Annotated in this window: 16 protein-coding genes and 2 pseudogenes; 12 read left to right on the forward strand and 6 right to left on the reverse strand. The window is 60.9% G+C overall.

Annotation, left to right across the window (positions count from 1 at the left end; all coding sequences use genetic code 11):
• A partial coding sequence (locus tag FSO04_RS25215; RefSeq protein WP_233464977.1) for a hypothetical protein occupies positions 1-201 on the forward strand: 201 nt, incomplete at its 5' end.
• A 119-nt stretch (positions 202-320) separates the two neighbouring features.
• On the opposite strand, the gene FSO04_RS25220 is transcribed toward FSO04_RS25215, so the two are convergent.
• From FSO04_RS25220 to FSO04_RS25235, 5 genes and pseudogenes are all read right to left on the reverse strand, one after another.
• Entirely contained in the window at positions 321-518 is a 198-nt protein-coding gene (locus FSO04_RS25220) for a hypothetical protein (protein WP_154563607.1), read from the reverse strand.
• A gap of 397 nt (positions 519-915) precedes the next feature.
• Complete coding sequence (locus FSO04_RS46915) at positions 916-1,110, reverse strand: hypothetical protein (RefSeq protein ID WP_199203064.1); 195 nt, start codon at positions 1,108-1,110, stop codon at positions 916-918.
• A 30-nt stretch (positions 1,111-1,140) separates the two neighbouring features.
• A pseudogene (locus FSO04_RS48555) lies at positions 1,141-1,194 on the reverse strand (hypothetical protein); the annotation flags it as partial.
• A gap of 39 nt (positions 1,195-1,233) precedes the next feature.
• Positions 1,234-2,649, reverse strand: a complete 1,416-nt coding sequence (locus FSO04_RS25230) for an MFS transporter (protein ID WP_154563609.1) — start codon at positions 2,647-2,649, stop codon at positions 1,234-1,236.
• A 39-nt stretch (positions 2,650-2,688) separates the two neighbouring features.
• Positions 2,689-3,729, reverse strand: a complete 1,041-nt coding sequence (locus tag FSO04_RS25235; protein ID WP_154563611.1) for a porin — start codon at positions 3,727-3,729, stop codon at positions 2,689-2,691.
• 196 nt (positions 3,730-3,925) lie between these two features.
• Here FSO04_RS25235 and FSO04_RS25240 point away from each other — a divergent pair, with 196 nt between their 5' ends.
• The 5 genes from FSO04_RS25240 (at position 3,926) to FSO04_RS25260 (ending at position 9,109) form a co-directional block, all read left to right on the forward strand.
• The gene (locus FSO04_RS25240) at positions 3,926-4,780 is read left to right on the forward strand and encodes a fumarylacetoacetate hydrolase family protein (RefSeq protein ID WP_154563613.1); all 855 of its coding nucleotides are present in this window, start codon (positions 3,926-3,928) and stop codon (positions 4,778-4,780) included.
• 93 nt (positions 4,781-4,873) lie between these two features.
• A complete protein-coding gene (locus FSO04_RS25245) occupies positions 4,874-6,541 on the forward strand; it encodes a bifunctional 3-(3-hydroxy-phenyl)propionate/3-hydroxycinnamic acid hydroxylase (RefSeq protein WP_154563615.1) in 1,668 nt (555 codons plus the stop codon).
• Between the two features lie 10 nt (positions 6,542-6,551).
• Positions 6,552-7,394 carry a VOC family protein gene (locus FSO04_RS25250; RefSeq protein WP_154563617.1) on the forward strand — a complete coding sequence of 281 codons (843 nt, stop codon included), beginning with the start codon at positions 6,552-6,554 and terminating at the stop codon, positions 7,392-7,394.
• On the forward strand, positions 7,379-8,101 hold the full coding sequence (locus tag FSO04_RS25255; RefSeq protein ID WP_154563619.1) for a class II aldolase/adducin family protein: 723 nt from the start codon (positions 7,379-7,381) through the stop codon (positions 8,099-8,101). The genes FSO04_RS25250 and FSO04_RS25255 overlap by 16 nt, the downstream gene beginning before the upstream one ends.
• Before the next feature lie 240 nt (positions 8,102-8,341).
• Positions 8,342-9,109 carry an IclR family transcriptional regulator gene (locus FSO04_RS25260; protein ID WP_154563621.1) on the forward strand — a complete coding sequence of 256 codons (768 nt, stop codon included), beginning with the start codon at positions 8,342-8,344 and terminating at the stop codon, positions 9,107-9,109.
• A gap of 15 nt (positions 9,110-9,124) precedes the next feature.
• Here the strand turns inward: FSO04_RS25260 and FSO04_RS46920 are convergent, their stop codons facing one another.
• Positions 9,125-9,466 (reverse strand): hypothetical protein, encoded by a 342-nt coding sequence (locus tag FSO04_RS46920; RefSeq protein WP_174825309.1) that lies wholly within the window; start codon positions 9,464-9,466, stop codon positions 9,125-9,127.
• Here FSO04_RS46920 and FSO04_RS46455 point away from each other — a divergent pair.
• From FSO04_RS46455 to FSO04_RS25290, 6 genes and pseudogenes are all read left to right on the forward strand, one after another.
• Positions 9,377-9,643, forward strand: a pseudogene (locus tag FSO04_RS46455) (FAD/NAD(P)-binding oxidoreductase); the annotation flags it as partial. The gene FSO04_RS46920 and the pseudogene FSO04_RS46455 overlap by 90 nt on opposite strands.
• 275 nt (positions 9,644-9,918) lie before the next feature.
• The gene (locus FSO04_RS25270) at positions 9,919-11,016 is read left to right on the forward strand and encodes a branched-chain amino acid aminotransferase (RefSeq protein ID WP_154563623.1); all 1,098 of its coding nucleotides are present in this window, start codon (positions 9,919-9,921) and stop codon (positions 11,014-11,016) included.
• An 817-nt stretch (positions 11,017-11,833) separates the two neighbouring features.
• Complete coding sequence (locus FSO04_RS25275; RefSeq protein WP_154563625.1) at positions 11,834-12,880, forward strand: LLM class flavin-dependent oxidoreductase; 1,047 nt, start codon at positions 11,834-11,836, stop codon at positions 12,878-12,880.
• A 47-nt stretch (positions 12,881-12,927) separates the two neighbouring features.
• On the forward strand, positions 12,928-14,400 hold the full coding sequence (locus tag FSO04_RS25280) for an aldehyde dehydrogenase (RefSeq protein WP_154563627.1): 1,473 nt from the start codon (positions 12,928-12,930) through the stop codon (positions 14,398-14,400).
• Positions 14,401-14,410: 10 nt separating this feature from the next.
• Positions 14,411-14,725: an NIPSNAP family protein gene (locus FSO04_RS25285; protein ID WP_154563629.1), complete on the forward strand. Its 315-nt coding sequence runs from the start codon at positions 14,411-14,413 to the stop codon at positions 14,723-14,725.
• 60 nt (positions 14,726-14,785) lie between these two features.
• Complete coding sequence (locus FSO04_RS25290; RefSeq protein WP_308102515.1) at positions 14,786-15,847, forward strand: ABC transporter substrate-binding protein; 1,062 nt, start codon at positions 14,786-14,788, stop codon at positions 15,845-15,847.
• Positions 15,848-15,866 lie beyond the last annotated feature (19 nt).

Below are 15,866 nucleotides of genomic sequence, written 5' to 3' on the forward strand. Positions count from 1 at the left end.
ACCGTTAACGGGTTCATGCACAAACAAGACATTCAGACAATTGTCTCCGCAGCTCGCGAAACGGCCGATTCTATCGTCGGTGCGCGCGAGTGGAAGACGGCCGAAGATGCCAGCGCGATGCGCGATGTGATCTTTTGGGACATGCTTGCCAAGCGACTCCCTAACACGAACATCGCCGATTTGCTGTCAATGTTCGATTAGATGGCGGCGTCGACACGGCTCAGGCGCGGCATTTCCACCGCTCGCGGCACAGTCGGCCGCATGGCGTGATTGTGGACCTATCCGATGTCCGTCAATTGGCGTCTGAAGCTTTACGACAACTACTCGTCACCAAGACCCACCAGGGAAAAGATCTTGACGACTGATCCTGGTTTCGGTTGACGCTCGCCCTGTTGCTGAATGAAGACTTGCATCGCGCGCGTCATCTCCTGGCCTGAAAGCTTGCGATAGGGGCAAATGTTGTACGTGACGCCGTGCTGCCGGTCTTTGATGAAATTGTCTACGTTCGGTAGCTGCATACTTCCCTCGACAACGTCGTGCGATTCTCCCGCAGGAACTGATCATCCTTCGTCTATGGCCGTGGACGGCAGTCGCAATCGTTGACCAGGCAGAGCGTGTGCGGACCTGACCATCCCGTTTCCTGAGCGACAGTATCTCCGGTGTTTCGCGAACCTCCACACGAGTAGTCCCCAATCTCATTCATACCGCCTGGTATAGATGAGGTCCACGAAAAAGAGCCTGCCGCCCGAGGGAGCGGCAGGCTAAAAGTTCGAGGGGTGGGGTTCGCTTGAGAGAAGCGCCCCCTCGAAAGACCGAAGCTGAGTTTAGTCGTTGGAAGCAGACGGTGGAGGTACGCGGCGGATGGCGTCATGCTCTTGACGGAACAGGACATGAAAAAGGGCTCATCCCGGTCCTTTACTCCGCCGGCGAATGATTGACGCTGATGTCGATGCGGATCTCCGGGTAGCGATCGAGAAAACGCCGCAAAACAGGCTGCATGACGATCATGTGCCCGGCACGCGCGACGTTGATGCGCAGCAATCCGGCAGGAAGTTCAGCAATGGCGCCTAACTCGTCCGAAGCCAGCACGAGCTCCCGTACTGCCGGCATTATTCGCTCGAAGAAAATCTCGCCTGTCTCTGTCAGGCTAACGCCTCGGGTATTGCGGTTGAACAGCGCGAGCCCGACACGGCGCTCAAGATTCCGGCTCGTCCCGCTGCTGCCGGCGCCGCGTTATCTTTGCTCCCCGTCCGGAATTCGCGTGCGTTGCTGGAGCAGCGCGCCGCTCAGCAATGCGAGTGCGGCGATGGCGCCCGGCACGAGTCCGGACAGAAAGATCTGCCTGGCATTCCAGTGCTGCGTGAGCATCAGGGTGCCGGCGACCGGACCGAGGATCGATCCGATACGGCCGACGCTCAGCGCACACCCGACGCCCGTCGCCCTCATCGAGACAGGATAGATTTCCGCCGCGAGCGAATTGAGGCCCGCCTGTGCGCCCTGTACGGCACAGCCTGCGCCCAGCGTGCAGGCCAGAATGAGTGCGCTGTCGAGGGGCAGCAGCACCAGCATCGCAACAAATGCCATGTACAGGATGAATTCCGTAAAGAGCACTGGTGTCACGCCGAACCGGTTCATCAATTTGCCCTGCGCGATCGATCCGATGATGCCGCCGACGCTGAATGCCGTAATTGCCTCGATCCCGATCGACACATTCTGCCCGTTCAAAACAAGCACGGCGGGAAGCCAACTGATCGAGAAATACAGAACCATCAGGTTGAGGAAATAGGGGATCCACAACAGGATTGTGGTGGGCGCGCGGCCGTTCGTGAACAATTGCCGGATCGTTGCGCCACCTGGACCGCGGACGGTGTCGACAAAGGCGACGGCGTTCGAGTCAAGATCCGGAGCGATCCGTCGCATGATTGCATTGACGCGCAGGTTCGCATCGCCGCGACAGATGAGGTAGCGCACCGACTCGGGCATCCATGCCGCCAGCGCCGCTGCGATGATCAGCGGCAGGCCTCCGCCCACATAGAACACGGCATGCCACCCGAAGTGGGGCAACAATGCCGCACTGACCAGCCCGCCTAACACCGCGCCGGCCGGCATGCCGCAAAAGAGCAGTGTCACGGAGATTCTTGCGAGGCGGCGGGGCGAGAACTCGGACGCGATGGCGACGATGTTCGGCATGGCACCGCCCAGGCCGACACCGGTCAGGAACCGGACGACCAGCAGTTGTGGCAGTGTCGTCGCGTAAGCGGTGAGGAGTGCAAATGCGCCGAACGAAAGTGTGGACGCGATCAGAATCTTTTTCCGGCCGTAACGGTCGGCGAGTGTGCCGCATACGACCGCGCCGATCATCAGGCCGACGAGTCCCGCTGTGAATACCGGTCCGAACTGGTGCAGCGGAATGTGCAGGTCGGCGGAGATGGCGGGAGCAAGGAAGCCGATGGTCTGCGTGTCGAACCCGTCCAGTACTGCGACCAGCATGCATAAGGCCACGGTAAAGCGTTGCAGGGCCGACATGGGGCGCGCGTCGATGACGTCGCACACGAGCGCTTCGCACCTGCCGCCGCTCGCGAGTGGCCGGTCTGATTGTCCAGATTTGCCGCGGCCGGCGGCATCCAGTGTGACGTGAGCGATACGCATGAAATTTCCTCGCATTTAATCCGTGATGGATTGACCAACCTAGAACGTGTGGCGGATACCTGCCTGGAAGCCGAGCTCGCTGCCACTGGCAAGCGGCACATTGCGCGTGATGGGCCCGGCGCCGCCAAGGGAAAACACGCCGCCGTTACTGTTGCTGACGTAGGCGAGCGTGCTGAACAGGAGCGTGCGCTTCGATAGCGCATAGGTTCCGATTGCGCTTGCCTGCCACGCCCGTGGGGCGTTTGCGCCGCTGACATCAATCCATCCCCAACCGGCGCCCACTGCCAGTGCAGGCGTGATGCGCCAGTCGCCCGAGAGCGAATAGATGCTGGCATACACGCCGCGCACGTTGGCCGGCGCATTGGCGCCGGGGTTGTCGCCACGGTAGTAAGACAGGTAGATGCGGCCCTGGCCGTAGTCGTAGTTCGCGGCGGCGAAGGTTGATTTGACCGAGAACGACGCGTTCTGGCTTTTCTGTTCCGCGTAGTTCAGACCGAAATACCAGGGGCCGCGCGAATAATCGATCATCGCGACATAGACGTTGTTGCCGGTGTGCGGCGACGCCTGTCCGCCAAGCGACACGAGTCCCTGCACCTTGAATCCATAGAAACTCGGGGAGATATAGCTGAGCGAGTTGTCGTAGCGGATGCCGAGGCTTGACGAGTTGTTGATGATCGAACCGTAGGTTGCCCCGTAGAAAGCATCGAGTCGCGCCAGCATGATGTACTGCGGTGAGTTTTGCCGCCCCGCGCGCACTTCGCCGAACGGGCCGGAAAGACCCACCCAGGCTTGCCGGCTGAATGCGCGTGTGGGATCGGCAGCCGAACCCTGCGAAAGCGAGAAGCCATTCTCGAGCACCGCGTTGACGTGGTAGCCCGCACCAATATCTTCCACGATCCGCAGGCCCAGACGACTTTGCTGATACCCGGCGCTGTCAATACTGACTGCCGTTCCCTTACCGGTGGCATGGGTCACGCCAAGATACGAATCGACGATACCGTATAGCGTGACCGAGCTTTGCGCATACGCGGTTGTGGCGCTTGTGCATAAGAGTGCGGCCGCCAGCCATGCTGCTTTCATCTATCTGTCTCCTTCATGTTGTTGTGTCATCCAGTCGTTCGCCGGTGTGTTGGCATCCGCGCAATGGCGTGAATATTGACCCTATACCGATACAAACATAACTATCGTTAACGCGTAATTATCGAAATACGATAAATTTGTTGACGTGAATTCCAATTACGTTATGATTCAGACATCGATTCCGGAGGGACATGAGATGAAGCTGGTGAGTTTCGAGTATCGGGGTGCCACGTCGTTCGGCGTGGTGGATGGCGATAGCCTGGTGGATCTGGCGCCCATCGCCGGTGAAGTTGGCGGGACGTTGAAGGCGGCGCTGGCGAAAGGGAGTCTGCCGGCAATCGCGCAATGGGTCGCCGGCGCGAAGGAGCGCATCGCGCTGACGGACGTGAGGCTGTTACCCGTTGTGCCGGACCCGGAGAAGATTCTGTGCGTCGGCATCAACTACCTGTCGCACGTGAAGGAGACGGGGCGGGAGATTCCCACGTTTCCGATGATCTTCACCCGCTGGGCTGATTCGCAGACCGCACACGGCGGCCCGATTGTTCGGCCCGGTGCGTCTGAAAAACTGGACTTTGAAGGCGAATTGGCAATCGTGATCGGCAAGACCGCGCGTCACGTGCGTCGGGAGGATGCCGCGCAATACGTCGCCGGATATTCCTGCTACAACGACGGCAGCGTGCGGGACTGGCAGAAGCATACGATCCAGTTCATTCCGGGCAAGAATTTTCCGTCAACCGGCGGATTTGGACCGTGGCTGGTCACGCCCGATGAGGTCGGCGATCCGTCGAAACTGACGTTGATCACACGCCTGAACGGCGTAGCGGTCCAGGAAGCGAAAACCGACGACCTGATCTTCGGCGTGGGTCAATTGATCGAATACTGCTCCACGTTCACCGAACTGCGCCCGGGTGACGTGATCATCACCGGAACCACAGGCGGCGTCGGTGCCTTCCGCTCACCTCCCTTGTGGATGAAGGCTGGCGATGTGGTTGAGGTCGAGATCTCCCGCATCGGCACGCTGCGCAATGTGGTGGTCGACGAGGCCCGCTAGGAATAAATGTCCAGGAGGCGCCCGCCTTACGGTGGGCGGCTGGTGCGCGTCCCTGGTGGCGTCGCCGGTAGCTGATGCTGATGGAGTCAGGAATTGAAGATTATTCATGCCGACGTACTCGTAGTCGGAGGCGGTCCGACCGGGCTGGCGCTCTCGAATGTGCTCGGGAGCGCAGGCGTGCAGTTCACGCTCGTGGACCGCAAGCCATCCACAATCGCAGAGCCGCGTGCTGTATCGATCGACGACGAGTCGCTACGAACCATGCAGGCAATCGGGCTTGCGGAGCCCGTGATGAAAGACGTCGTTCCTGGTTACGGCGTTCATTACTTTACGCGTTACGGTGGGCGGTGCTTTGGCAAAGTGATTCCGACTGCCAGCGAATATGGCTTCCCGCGCCGGAACGCGTTCCGACAGCCTCTGTTCGAAGCAACGGTGCGCGAGGGGTTGAACCGGTTCGAATGCGGCCAGGTGCTGTTCGGTCATACGCTCGAGTCCTTCACGCAGGACGACGAGGGGGTGGTCGCCCAGGTCACGGCTCACGACGGCGCGCAGATGGAAATTCGCGCACAGTACCTCATTGCCTGTGATGGCGGCCGCAGTCCGGTGCGCGAAATGCTCGGTATCAAGATGGTCGGCTCGACGTTCAAGTCGCGATGGCTTGTCATCGATACGGAGGACGACGACGATACGTTCTCGCAGATGCGGGTCTACTGCGACGCGAAGCGGGCTGTCGTCGACGTGCCGGGACCACACCGCACGCGGCGGTTCGAGATTCTGGTTCATCCCCATGAGTCCGCCGACGCGATCATGGAACCCGCAGCGATCCGGAAACTGCTCATGCCGTTCCGGGGCGACCGGGAGACGAACATCATTCGCAAGGTGGTCTATACGTTCCACGCGCGGGTTGCTGAACGCTGGCAGGAGGGGAGGGTATTTCTCGCCGGTGACGCCGCTCACCTGACTCCACCCTATGCCGGGCAGGGGATGAACAGCGGCGTGCGAGACGCGTTCAACCTCGGCTGGAAGATCGCCGCTGTGCTGGAGGGGCGCTTGCCTGCCCAGGTGCTCAACACCTACGAGATGGAGCGCCGCGAGCATGCATGGGCGTTGATCCGCCTTGCGCTCAATCTTGGGACGGTGATGGCGCCGTCATCGCGTCTGAGCGCGTTCCTCTGGCAGTCGTTCTTTACCTTCGCCGGTTATATCCCGCCGCTGCGCGACTATTTCCTGCAGATGAAGTTCAAGCCCAAGCCGCGCTTCAAGGAGGGGTTGCTGGGACCGGAGGACGATCTCGGCAAACAGAGTTATCGCGGGCGCATGCTGCCGCAACCCCTGGTTCGGACCGCCGATGGCAGGACATGCCTGCTTGATGATCTGGCTGGTCAGAGGTTCGCACTCATCCAGTATGGTCCGGCTAATGGCAGCGGGCTGGCTGCGCTCGATCATCCGCTGTGGAGAACGTTACGTTGTACAAGGGTACATGTCTTGCCTGCCGGCTCGCCCTTTCCGACGCTTCGAAGTGACGCCTCGCACAGATTTGTTGTTGACGTTAGCGGCGTGTTTGAAACGCCGCTCGCACACCACGAAGGACGTGTGCTGCTGTTACGCCCTGATCGCTATGTTGCCGGGTCTTTCAAGGTGGAGGAGCAGTCACGGTTCGCCGCTGTCTATGCAGCACGACTCGGTATCGATCGCTTTGACGAGCGTGTGGCGGATGTCGCAACGGTGACTGAGTCCGCTGCTGCGTCATCGCATGTCTGAGGGGAATATCATGGTAACTACGCTTCAGCAGGCCACGCCTGCACGACTGCATCATCTGCATATCGTGTCGGATGATCCGGAACAGCTCGCTGCTTTCTATCGCGCCCGGCTTGGCCTCGAGGATGTCGAGTCGCTGGACGACCGGATCGTGTTAACGGGGCCGTCGCGCGCGGTGGAAATCAGCGATTTCCGCAGCGGGCGTTTGCCTCATTCGGGTTTCGTGCTCAACTCCACGCAGGAACTCGACAGACTGCGTCAACGATTGACCATGAGCGACGTTCAATGCTTGCCTACCGATAGCGTGCTGTATCAGTCCGGGGCGTTCATGGTTCGTGATCCCCAGGGCCGGCTGGTTTCTTTTGGGCTGGCGGCTGACGGGCCGCAGCGAAATGGTATGCCGGGGCGCCTGCAACATACCGTATTCCAGACGACGGAACTGGAACGTGTGATTGCCTTCTATACGGAAGTCATCGGCTTTGCGATCTCGGACGAGGTGGTCGACGACAGCGGCAAACCGATGGTGGTCTTCATGCGTTCTGACGACGAACACCACACGCTCGCGTTCTTTCAGGGCAGCCAGAATGTCTGGGATCATCACTGCTACGAGACGAGCGAATGGAATGACATACGCGATTGGGGCGACCTGTTCGCGAAGGCGGAAGTGCCGATTTTCTTCGGGCCGGGCCGCCATGGACCGGGCAACAACCTCTTCTTCATGGTCACGGACCCGGATGGCAACCGGTTGGAATTCTCGGCGGAACTGGCACACGTCAGTATTGACGATGCGCCGGGTGTCTGGCCGCATGGCGAACGTACGCTGAATTCGTGGGGACGCGCATGGATTCGAACCTAGAACAGGTCATTGCCGAGCTGGTCGTTGCGAACCATATTCTGTTCAACGAGCATGTTGTTGACGCGTTTGGGCACGTCAGCGTACGGCATCCCGGCAAGCCGGGGCATTTCCTGCTTTCGCGCTCCATGGCGCCATCGCGGGTACGTGCCGAGGACATCATCGAGCATGACGAAAATGGTGAACCGGTCGATGCGAATGGACGAGGCGTGTATCTGGAACGGTTCATCCATGCCGAAATCTATCGGGCACGGCCCGACGTCGTTTCGGTGGTGCATAGTCACTCGGCATCCGTCATTCCGTTCGGTATATCCCGGGTGAGCCTGAAGCCTGTATTTCACATGGCCTCGTTCCTGCATGGCGCTACGCGCTTCGAGATCCGTGAGGGTTTCGGCGATGAAACCGACCTGTTGATCCGCGATGCGGAGAAAGGCCGCTATCTGGCCCAGGCGCTTGGTGGCGCCTGTGTGTCTCTGCTTCGCGGTCACGGTTCGGTCGTGGTCGGTTGCAACCTGCGCGAGTCCGTGTATCGGGCTGTCTACACGGAGGTCAACGCGCGGATCCAGGCTCAGGCGATTGCGCTCGGTACGGAAGTCGACTATCTGAGCGCTGCGGAATCCGGTGCTGCTACCCGGGCCAACGCGACCCAGACCAGCCGCTGCTGGGACCTGTGGGCCGAGCAGGCGGCGCGGCGCAAGACGGAAGTCTGACGCAAGTTCAGACGACTCGAGACGCTTACATCGCGGCTGCCGTGATTGTCCGGTCAATATGCATTCTTCAATACGGCCGCATCGGCCGCAATCCAGCCGTCCGCACGGACGGCGACTTCCCGCCTTGGTCCCACATCGATCAGATCTTTGATCGGCGTGGGGCGCGGTGTTTACATGGATTGCACAAAATTATCTAAAGGTGAGAAAATTTAACCATTTTCCTGCCAATAAATACTTGCCATGGCCGCATCTGACCGTTCTCTTTCCGTCCTGAAACTCTTCACGGTCGAGCATCCGGAATGGACCGCGGAAGACGTTGCCGCAGCTTTGGACGTTGGAATTGCCACGGCCTATCGTTATCTGTCTGCGCTCGACGAAGCAGGGTTGATCGCCACGACCCGTCCTGGTCGCTACGGCCTGGGGCCGGCGATCACACAGCTCGACCGGCAGTTGCAGTTGACCGACCCGCTGCTGATCGCCGCGCGCCCGGTCATGAATGATCTGTCTGCCTACGCGCCGCCCGGCTCGGTCGTGTTGCTGTGCCGTGCAGTCGGTGAAAGCGTCCTGTGCATTCACCGCGTGCATGCGCCGGGCAGTTCGCCGGCAGTCAGCTACGAACGGGGACGGCCTATGCCGCTGTTCTATGGCGCGACGTCGAAGATGCTGCTCGCGTATCTGCCGCCGAGGCGTGTGAAGGCGCTCTTTGAGAAGCACACCAAAGCGATCGCGAAGGCGGGGTTGGGCAAGACACTTCCCGCCTTTCGGTCTGTGCTGGGCGAATGGCGCAAAGCCGGTAGTGTCGTGACACGAGGAGAGGTCGATACCGGTTTGGTCGGGATCGCGGCGGCCATTCTGTCGGCTGACAGGACGGGCGTCGGAAGCATCAGCTATGTCGTGACCGGGCAGACAGACGAGAAAACGATTGCTCGCCTCGCCGCACTGGTCTCGACCGGTGCGCGGGAGATCGAGATGGAGTTGCGCGACGAAACGGCTGCCGTTCCGTCCTGATTCGCTGCTCCGGTTTCAGGTCTGCCTGCGAGCAGATTGATCCGGCCCGGCATCGACGCTCGCCTCGCGATTTCCACGCGCCGAAAGCTTCCCCGCCTGGATACCCATCGCGCCAATGGCCACAGCGGCCAGCGCGGCCGGTACCGCGAGGCTATTGAAGATGAGCTGGAAGTCCCAGCCCATCGTCAACAGAATTCCGCCGATGGACGCACCGACGATACCGCCGATACGGCCGATTCCGAGCATCCAGCTTACGCCCGTCGCGCGGCAGGACGAGTGCGCGAAATGGCACGCCTCGGCTGCACCGGGCCGAACCAGACCAAGTTCTTCAGCCGGTGCGGTATGGGACCCTGCCAAGGTCGTCTGTGTGGGATTACCGTCACGCAAATATTGGCCGAATCACGGCACGAGACGCCGCAGCAAATTGGAGCGTATCGCGCGCGTGCGCCAATCAAACCAATCCCTCTGCACTCGCTTGGCGGATTGCATATTGGTTTAGGCGAAGCAAATACTGATGAGGATGCCTCGGAATGACGACTCAAACTGAACGCATTGACGTAACCGCGCGCATGAGCAAGATCGTGCGTCACGCTGAATGAGGTGTGGGAATCATGGCTTCCCGCCGGAGATGCCCCCGCGTACGACTGTGCAGGCACATCTTGCTTCTGAGGAACTGCTGGTAGAAATCACCATTGTGGCCGCTGTCGTATAGGCTGGAAGACGTAGAAGACCGGATACGTGGCCAATGGCACCAATGCCGTTTACGATGGCAGAATTCAGGACACGCATTTTTTTGGAGGTACTGAGACATGAGCACTGAGAATCAACTGCGGTTTGTCATTGAGCCGCACGCCAACTCTACCCCCGCTGACCAGATTGCCGCCAAGCTAGTCAACCCGGTGTTCGGGCGCGTCTTCTCCGATCACATGGTCACGATCCGCTGGACCGAGGGTACGGGCTGGCATGACGCCAAGGTCGAAGCCCGCCGTCCGTTCGAGATCGACCCAGCCTGCGCGGTGCTGCACTATGCGCAGGAGATTTTCGAAGGCATGAAGGCGTATCACGGCGAGGACGGCAAGATATTGCTATTCCGGCCGCAAGCCAACGCCAGGCGTTTCCGTGAATCGGCCGAACGCATGTCGATGCCGCAACTGCCTGAAACCGCGTTCGTTGAAGCGGTCGAAAAGCTGGTTGATATCGACCGCGCATGGATTCCGGCCGCCGAAGGTGCCAGCCTTTACATCCGCCCGTTCATGTTCGCTTCGGAGAGTTTTTTGGGCGTACGCGCTGCGCACGAGTACATCTTCTGCGTGATCGCCTGTGCGGTTGGTCCCTACTTCAAGCCCGGCAAGTCGGCCGTCACCGTTTGGGTGTCGGACAAATACACGCGCGCCGCTTCGGGCGGTACCGGCGTCGCGAAATGCGGCGGCAACTACGCTGCCAGCCTGATTGCGCAGACCGAAGCGTCCAGCAAGGGCTGCGACCAGGTCGTGTTCCTCGACGCCGCGCAACACAAGTGGATCGAGGAACTGGGCGGCATGAACGTGTTCTTCGTGCTGGACGATGGTTCGCTGCGCACCCCGCCCCTGTCGGGCACGATCCTGCCGGGCATCACGCGCGCCTCGATCATCGAATTGGCCACGCGTGAAGGTATCGCTGTCGACCAGTCGCCGTACTCGTTCGAAGCATGGCAAGCGGACGTCGCCAGCGGCCGCGTTAAGGAAACATTTGCCTGTGGCACCGCGGCGGTCGTCACGGCGATCGGCGAGGTCCGTCATGCCGGCGGCGAGTTCAGGATCGGCGACGGTGGCGAAGGCCCCGTCACGCAACAGATTCGCACCAGGCTCACCGGCATACAGCGTGGCAGGATCGCCGATCCGTTCGGCTGGGTCCATCACGTCGCTTGAGCGATTTGGCCGAATAATATGGACTGAGTAATTTGTCTGATGCGCGCCGCCGGGAGATAGCGACACCTACCAGGAACCGGCGGCGCGATCATTGACGTCAGAGTCAGTGCGTTATCCAGGCCCCGCAATTCGTGATTGTCCGCCGTTTCGGCTCACCAATTACGGTGCTCGTGCGGACCTCTACGGATGCTTCAACATAGACCTGCGTCAGTTGACTCTCGCGAAGCGGTAGCGGATGCACTGACGACTTTCATTTGCTTTTGCCAAGCCATTGATTTTCACCGTGGGGAGCCTAAGGCCTCGGTATGAATGATGCCAGGGTCGTCACGCATTTCCGAAAAGATATCGGCGATCGGAGTAACGCTTGCGCGCATTCACCGTGTTCCAACGCACGCGAGAAGCTGCTTACCCCACGCGGCGGATTTTTGCCAAGGCAACAGCCCCCGCGGTAGGCCTGATGGGTGCGGCGCTTGGGTGCGTCTGAGCGCACGTGAGATGACGGACGCCAGTCCCTGATTCCCGCGGACGAAATCGGCGCCGTACCCTGCATGAACGTGACCTGTGCCGATCGCCGCAGCAGGTTCGGCGAGTCCTGTTCCTGGCCAACCACGCCTACACCATCGCTTTGGGCGCTCCGCCGGCGGCAGCGCGATATATTATGGTATTCCATAATATTGAAACGCTTGATCTGAGCGCTCTGGTGGAATACCGTAATACCAACCGCGGCGTCCCAGCGGTCGACACGGAGCGACGGCGTCCTTCAACGAGCGCCGGTCGCGGCAGGACCGACTCCCAGCTTTCTGCATACAGGTCGATCATGAAATTCTCGCTGTTTGCTCATATGGAGCGTTACGACGCTGCCACGCCCCACCGGCAACTCTTCGACGAGCTGACCGAACTCGTTCGGATCGCGGAAAAGGGCGGTTTTGAAACCGCCTGGATCGGCGAGCATCACGCGATGGAATTCACGATCGCGCCCAATCCCTTCATCAACCTTTCGTATCTGGCCGCACGCACCGAGCGGATTCGCCTCGGCACGGGCACGGTGATCGCGCCGTTCTGGCATCCGATTCGCCTCGCGGGCGAGGCCGGCATGGTGGACGTCGCGAGCAACGGGCGGCTCGACCTGGGCATTGCGCGTGGCGCCTACTCGTTCGAATACGAACGTCTGTTGCCCGGACTCGATGCTTTCGGCGCCGGCGCCAGAATGCGTGAACTGGTTCCTGCGTTGCGCCAGTTGTTCAAGGGCGATTACGCGCATCAGGGCGAGTTCTGGTCGTGGCCGTCCACCACGCCGGTACCGCGTCCTGTCCAGCAGCCCCATCCGCCGATGTGGCTGGCCGCACGGGATCCGAACTCGCATGAATTTGCGGTACGCAACGGCTGCAATGTGCAGGTGACCTCGCTCGCCGCGGGCGACGGCGAAGTCGTCAGTCTGATGGAGCGCTTTAACGCAGCTTGCAAGGCTAACCCCAATGTTCCGCGGCCGCAGATCATGATGCTAATGCACACCTTCGTCGGCGCGGATGCCGCCGAAGTCGACACGGCCGTCGAAGACCTGTCGCGCTTCTACTGCTACTTCAGCAAGTGGTTCAAGAACGAGCGTCCGGTGACGCAGGGCTTCATCGAGCCGTTGACCGACGCCGACATCGCGTCGTTTCCGCAATACGCGCCGGAGCAGATTCGCAAGAATCTCGTGATAGGCCAACCGGGTACCGTGATCGACCGTCTCAAACAGTATGAGGAACTCGGTTTCGATCAATACAGTTTCTGGGTCGACAGCAACATGAGCTTCGAGCGCAAGCGCCGCTCGCTTGAACGCTTCATCTCCGATGTGATGCCTGCCTTCGCCGCGCACGGCTGATTGCCGGTCGTCCTCGAATCGACGTTCTGCACTCAGGAGCAGAAGTTATGTTGAAGTCGTTCCAGCATTACATCGACGGTGAGTTCAGCGAGGCGGCCGACACCTTTGACAGCGTGAATCCCGCGACCGGCGCCGCATGGGCGACGATGCCCGCAGCCAGCGCGGCGGACGTGGACCGCGCGGTGAACGCTGCGGACCGCGCGTTGTTCGCGCCAGAGTGGGCGGGTCTGACGGCCAGTCAGCGCGGCAAGTTGCTATACGGGCTCGCGGACCTCGTTGCGGCGAACGCGCTGGAGCTCGCGCAACTCGAAACGGCGGACACGGGCAAGATCATTCGCGAGACGCGCAGCCAGATCGGCTACGTCGCCGAGTACTACCGCTATTACGCGGGCGTCGCCGACAAGATCCAGGGCGCCTGCCTGTCCGTCGACAAACCCGATATGGACGTTTTCCTGCGACGCGAGCCGGTGGGTGTGGTCGCCGGTATCGTGCCGTGGAATTCGCAGCTGTTTCTCTCGGCCGTGAAGATCGGACCGGCGCTCGCCGCCGGTTGCACGATCGTCCTGAAGGCGTCTGAGGAAGGCCCTGCACCGCTGCTCGCATTCGCCAGACTCGTGCATGAGGCGGGCTTTCCGCGGGGCGTCGTTAATATCCTGACCGGTTTCGGCGTGGACTGCGGCCGCGCGCTGACGAGTCACCCGCTCGTGTCGAAGATCGCGTTCACGGGCGGCCCAGACACCGCGCGTCAGATTGTGCATAACTCCGCCGGGAACCTCGCGGCAACGTCGCTGGAACTGGGCGGCAAATCGCCGGTGCTCGTTTTCGACGACGCGGATGTAGACAGCGTCAGCAACGCGGTGATCGCAGGCATCTTCGCCGCGAGCGGGCAAAGTTGCGTGGCGGGTTCGCGCCTGTTGGTGCAGCGCGGCATCCGTGACCGGCTGCTCGCGCGGCTCATCGAAAAGGCGCGCGCGATCAGGATCGGCGATCCGCAGGATGTGGGTACCGAAATGGGGCCGCTCGCGACGCGCAAGCAACGCGATCACATCGAAGCCGTGCTCGCTGCCAGTCTCGAAGCGGGCGCCACGCTGCTGACGGGGGGCGGCCGTCCAGAAGGACACGGCGAGGGTTTCTTCTTCGAACCGACCATCGTCGATTGCCCGTCATCCACCGTTCCAAGCGTCGCGCAGGAGCTGTTTGGTCCGGTGCTGAGCGTCATGACTTTCGACACTGAAGCCGAAGCGCTCGCGCTCGCCAACGATACGAAGTATGGCCTTGCGTCGGGCGTGTTCACGCGCGATCTGACGCGCGCGCATCGGCTCATCCGGCAATTGCGTGCAGGCATCGTGTGGGTCAATACCTATCGCGCCGTGTCGCCCATCGTGCCGTTCGGCGGATATGGCTTGAGCGGCCTCGGGCGCGAGGGCGGCCTCGATGCGGTGCTCGACTACACACGTACCAAATCCGTCTGGATCCGTACGTCGGACGACCCGATCGCCGACCCGTTCGTCATGCGCTAAAGAGGCTGACATGTACTACGAAATCCGCACGTACAAGATCAAAACAGGCGCGGTGCCCGCGTATCTGAAGCTGGTCGAGGAAGAAGGCATCGAACTGCAGAAGCGCTATCTCGGTGAACTCGTCGGCTACTTCTTCTCGGAGATCGGGCCGCTGAACCAGATTGTCCACATGTGGGCATATCCGAGTCTCGACGAGCGCGAAGCGCGCCGTCAACGGCTTGCGGAAGATCCCGCATGGCAGGCTTTCATTCCGAAGATTCAGGCGCTGATGGAAACGATGGAAAGCAAGATCATGAAGCCCGCCGCGTTTTCGCCGCTGAAGTAAGCACCGTATTCGCAAACCGTCCTCTCGAAGCCAGCCGTATCCTTTCAAGGAGCAGTCGTCATGAAGCAAGCGCTACGTATGCCCGCGCGGGCGCGCGCAGTGGCCGTCACTGTGGTTGCCGCCGTGGCCGCCACAGCGGCCGTGTTGATCCATGCGCCGGTGTCAGCGGCCCCCGCGCCGATCGTATTCGCCAGTTGGGGCGGGACGACGCAGTCGGCTCAGCAGAAGGACTGGACGCAACCATTCACGCAGGCATCGGGCATTCAGGTCCTGATGGACGGCCCGACCGATTATGGCAAGCTCAAGGCCATGGTCGACAGCGGCAACGTGCAGTGGGACGTGGTCGACGTCGAAGGTGATTTTGCGTATGCGGCGCTGCGTGACGGCCTCGTCGAACCGATCGACTATTCGGTGGTAGACAAGGCGCAACTGGACCCGCGCTTCATGTCGGCGGGCGCTGTGGGCAGCTTTTACTATTCGTTCGTGCTTGGCTACAACAAGGCGGCGTACAAGAGCGGCGCGCCGGCGAACTATACCGATCTGTTCGACACGAAGCGCTTTCCCGGCAAGCGCACGTTCTACAAGTGGTCTGCGCCCGGCGTGCTCGAAGTCGCTTTGCTCGCCGACGGCGTCGCGCCTGACAAACTCTATCCGCTCGATCTCGATCGCGCTTTCAAAAAGCTCGACACGATCAAGAGCCAGATCGTCTGGTGGAGCGGCGGCGCTCAGTCGCAGCAATTGATGGCATCCGGCGAAGCGCCGATCGGCGTGTTCTGGAACGGCCGGCTGCATGCATTGCAGCAGACCGGTGTGGACGTGGGCATATCGTGGAATCAGAACCTGACCGCAGCGGACATGCTGGTCGTGCCGAAGGGCACGAAACATAAAGCCGAGGCCATGAAGCTCCTTGCCAGCGCGACGGGTGCACAGGCCCAGGCGAATTTCGCGGCGGAAACCGGTTATGCGCCCGTCAATCTGAAATCCGCCGCGCTTCTGCCGCCGGATGTCGCGAAGACCCAGCCGGATCAGTACAAGACGACGCAGATCAATCTCGACATGAAGTACTGGGCCGATCACCGCGATGAAATCGCGAAGCGCTGGTACGCGTGGCAGTCGAAGTAAAGCGCGGCCGGACGAACCC

The organism is Paraburkholderia madseniana (assembly GCF_009690905.1).
Classification (GTDB): Bacteria; Pseudomonadota; Gammaproteobacteria; order Burkholderiales; family Burkholderiaceae; genus Paraburkholderia; species Paraburkholderia madseniana.

Coding starts and splice junctions, on each gene's coding strand:
- FSO04_RS25235 (WP_154563611.1), bottom strand. CDS start 3,729: ATGAAAGCAGCATGGCTGGCGGCCGCACTCTTATGCACAAGCGCCACA.
- FSO04_RS25230 (WP_154563609.1), bottom strand. CDS start 2,649: ATGCGTATCGCTCACGTCACACTGGATGCCGCCGGCCGCGGCAAATCT.
- FSO04_RS25280 (WP_154563627.1), top strand. CDS start 12,928: ATGTTGAAGTCGTTCCAGCATTACATCGACGGTGAGTTCAGCGAGGCG.
- FSO04_RS25250 (WP_154563617.1), top strand. CDS start 6,552: ATGGTAACTACGCTTCAGCAGGCCACGCCTGCACGACTGCATCATCTG.
- FSO04_RS25260 (WP_154563621.1), top strand. CDS start 8,342: ATGGCCGCATCTGACCGTTCTCTTTCCGTCCTGAAACTCTTCACGGTC.
- FSO04_RS25275 (WP_154563625.1), top strand. CDS start 11,834: ATGAAATTCTCGCTGTTTGCTCATATGGAGCGTTACGACGCTGCCACG.
- FSO04_RS25220 (WP_154563607.1), bottom strand. CDS start 518: ATGCAGCTACCGAACGTAGACAATTTCATCAAAGACCGGCAGCACGGC.
- FSO04_RS25255 (WP_154563619.1), top strand. CDS start 7,379: ATGGATTCGAACCTAGAACAGGTCATTGCCGAGCTGGTCGTTGCGAAC.
- FSO04_RS25270 (WP_154563623.1), top strand. CDS start 9,919: ATGAGCACTGAGAATCAACTGCGGTTTGTCATTGAGCCGCACGCCAAC.
- FSO04_RS25285 (WP_154563629.1), top strand. CDS start 14,411: ATGTACTACGAAATCCGCACGTACAAGATCAAAACAGGCGCGGTGCCC.
- FSO04_RS25240 (WP_154563613.1), top strand. CDS start 3,926: ATGAAGCTGGTGAGTTTCGAGTATCGGGGTGCCACGTCGTTCGGCGTG.
- FSO04_RS25290 (WP_308102515.1), top strand. CDS start 14,786: ATGAAGCAAGCGCTACGTATGCCCGCGCGGGCGCGCGCAGTGGCCGTC.
- FSO04_RS46915 (WP_199203064.1), bottom strand. CDS start 1,110: ATGCCGGCAGTACGGGAGCTCGTGCTGGCTTCGGACGAGTTAGGCGCC.